The organism is Methanosarcina sp. 2.H.T.1A.6, from assembly GCF_000979455.1.
In the GTDB taxonomy this organism is placed as follows: domain Archaea; phylum Halobacteriota; class Methanosarcinia; order Methanosarcinales; family Methanosarcinaceae; genus Methanosarcina.
This window is the reverse complement of record NZ_JJOY01000052.1, coordinates 142141-144439: the sequence shown is the minus strand read 5'-3', so window position 1 is coordinate 144439 and position 2299 is coordinate 142141. Positions and strand designations below refer to the sequence as shown.

Annotated in this window: 1 protein-coding gene; it reads left to right on the top strand. The window is 47.8% G+C overall.

What is annotated here, in order from left to right; genetic code table 11:
• The coding region (locus EO98_RS17120; protein WP_156161175.1) for a PKD domain-containing protein at window positions 1-2299 on the top strand (2299 nt) is incomplete at both ends.

Here is a 2299-nt window from a genome sequence, read left to right as displayed (position 1 = left end):
GGAACCCTTAAATGGTCCTATACCACTGGAAATGTCATTCAGAGTTCGCCAGCGATCGGATCTGACGGAACTCTCTACATCGGAAGTAACGACTATAAACTCTATGCTTTCCGTGATGCTTCCACTGTTGCTCCTGTTGCCAATTTTACTTCAAAAATCACGACCGGGACAGATGGTTATATCCCACAGACAGTCCAGTTTACTGACACTTCATCTTATTTGCCGACTTCCTGGACATGGGATTTTGGTGATGGTACAAGTTCAAACCAGCAGGACCCTTTCCACACCTACACGGCATCAGGCACGTACACTGTCAACCTTACTGCCTCTAATAGTATTGGCAGTGATTTTGAGGTGAAGACAGCCTATATCACGGTTACTGCTCCTCCTGCTCCATCAGCCAATTTTACTGCCTTCCCAACCTCAGGAGATATTCCGTTAAGTGTTCAGTTTACGGATCAATCCACAGGAATAGGCCTCTCCTGGGCGTGGGATTTCGATAATGACGGCACCATAGACAGCATGGCCCGGCATCCTCTCCATGTCTATAATGCTGCAGGGACGTACACAGTGAATCTGAGTGTGACGAATGCAGGCGGGTCGGATAACGAGATTAAGACTAACTACATCACCGTTGCAGCAATAGCCGCTCCAGCTGCAGGTTTTACTGCAACCCCCATGTCAGGATATACTCCGATGACGGTTCAGTTCAATGACACTTCAACCGGATTGATCACATTTTATGAGTGGGACTTCAACAATGATGGTAATATAGACAGCACGGACAAAAATGTGAGTTATACCTATTCCACGGCAGGCACGTATACTGTCAACCACACGGTCACTGGATATGGCGGTTCCTCGTCATCAGTGCAGCCAGATCTTATCAAGGTGATTGGTGCGCCTGAACTTTTTGTGTATTCTGTTTCTTCTGATACCAACTATCCTCTTTTCAATAACACTCTTACGGCTACAATCCTCAACGAAGGTGCAGGTCATGCCGGAGGCTTCAACGTGACCTTCTTTGCCAACGGGATAAATAAAACTGTCACTGTCTCCGGGCTCGGCGCAGGAAACAGCACCACTGTCAGCACTACCGACATAAAACGGCATGCCGGCGACACCGTATTGATCAAAGTCATAGTTGATCCTGAAAATACAATTGCCGAAGCAAACGAAGAAAACAACGAATACAGTACGACCGCGACCATTACCGCAACTGGAGAACGTTATCAGGGTGGTAGGTTCTCAACTGGCAAGGACACGGTGAATACCGCGGTTTACGCGGAAGGAAACATTGGAGTAAGAGTTGTCGAATACGGCAGTTACACCTGGTTTACTCATACCGGCACTGCTACATACACTGCCGATGACCTTAAAATCCCTGCCAATGCGACCCTCAAATCCGCCCGGCTCTATCAGGACTGGACCTGGTATCCTGATCCTCATTTCACCATAGAATTCAACGGTCACGATAGACAGAATCCCGACGTCGTCTACATCGATAAGATCAACGGCCAGTACGTCTTCGACGTGACACCTTACTTCAAGGTCGGCGGCAATAACACCGCAGTCATCAGTGCAGAAAGAACTCAGAGAGGCTACTACGGCACAGTCCTTGTCGTGGTCTACGAGGATGCCAGCGAACCCTACAGACAAATATGGGTTAACGAGGGTTGTGATTGCCTGCTTTACGGCACAGAAGACCCGTATGTAGGATATACCGTCATCGACAACGTCTCCACAACAGATCTTCTATCCGCTGATGTTACTGCGATTCTGCCATCTGGCGAGAATGCTGATCTCAAAATCACTTTCAATCAGAAACCTTTTTCCATGACCGGAAGTGACAAACCTGACCCCTCTTTCCACTATTACGATGTCACCAATGCAGTCCAGAACGGTACCAACGAGCTGGGCATTAAGGGTCACGGTGAGGATTACTTCAATTACGCCCTTTCGATCGTGGAAATGACAAGATTAACTGCCTCTGAAGCTAACTTCGTTGCAGATATTCAGAGTGGAAATGCTCCTCTAGTTGTCAACTTCACTGACACTTCCACAGGCACCCCTACTTCGTGGGAATGGGACTTCGGTGACGGCAAAACCTCAAACGAACAGAACCCAACTCATACCTACACAGCCGAAGGGAACTACACCGTAAAACTCACGGTATCAAACTCTCTTGGAAGCGATTCTGAAGAAAAAACCGGGTACATCAATGTTGGTTCTGCAATTCTCTCCCCTGTTGCTGAATTCAGTTCAGATATAACAAGTGGCAATGCGCCTCTTACTATCC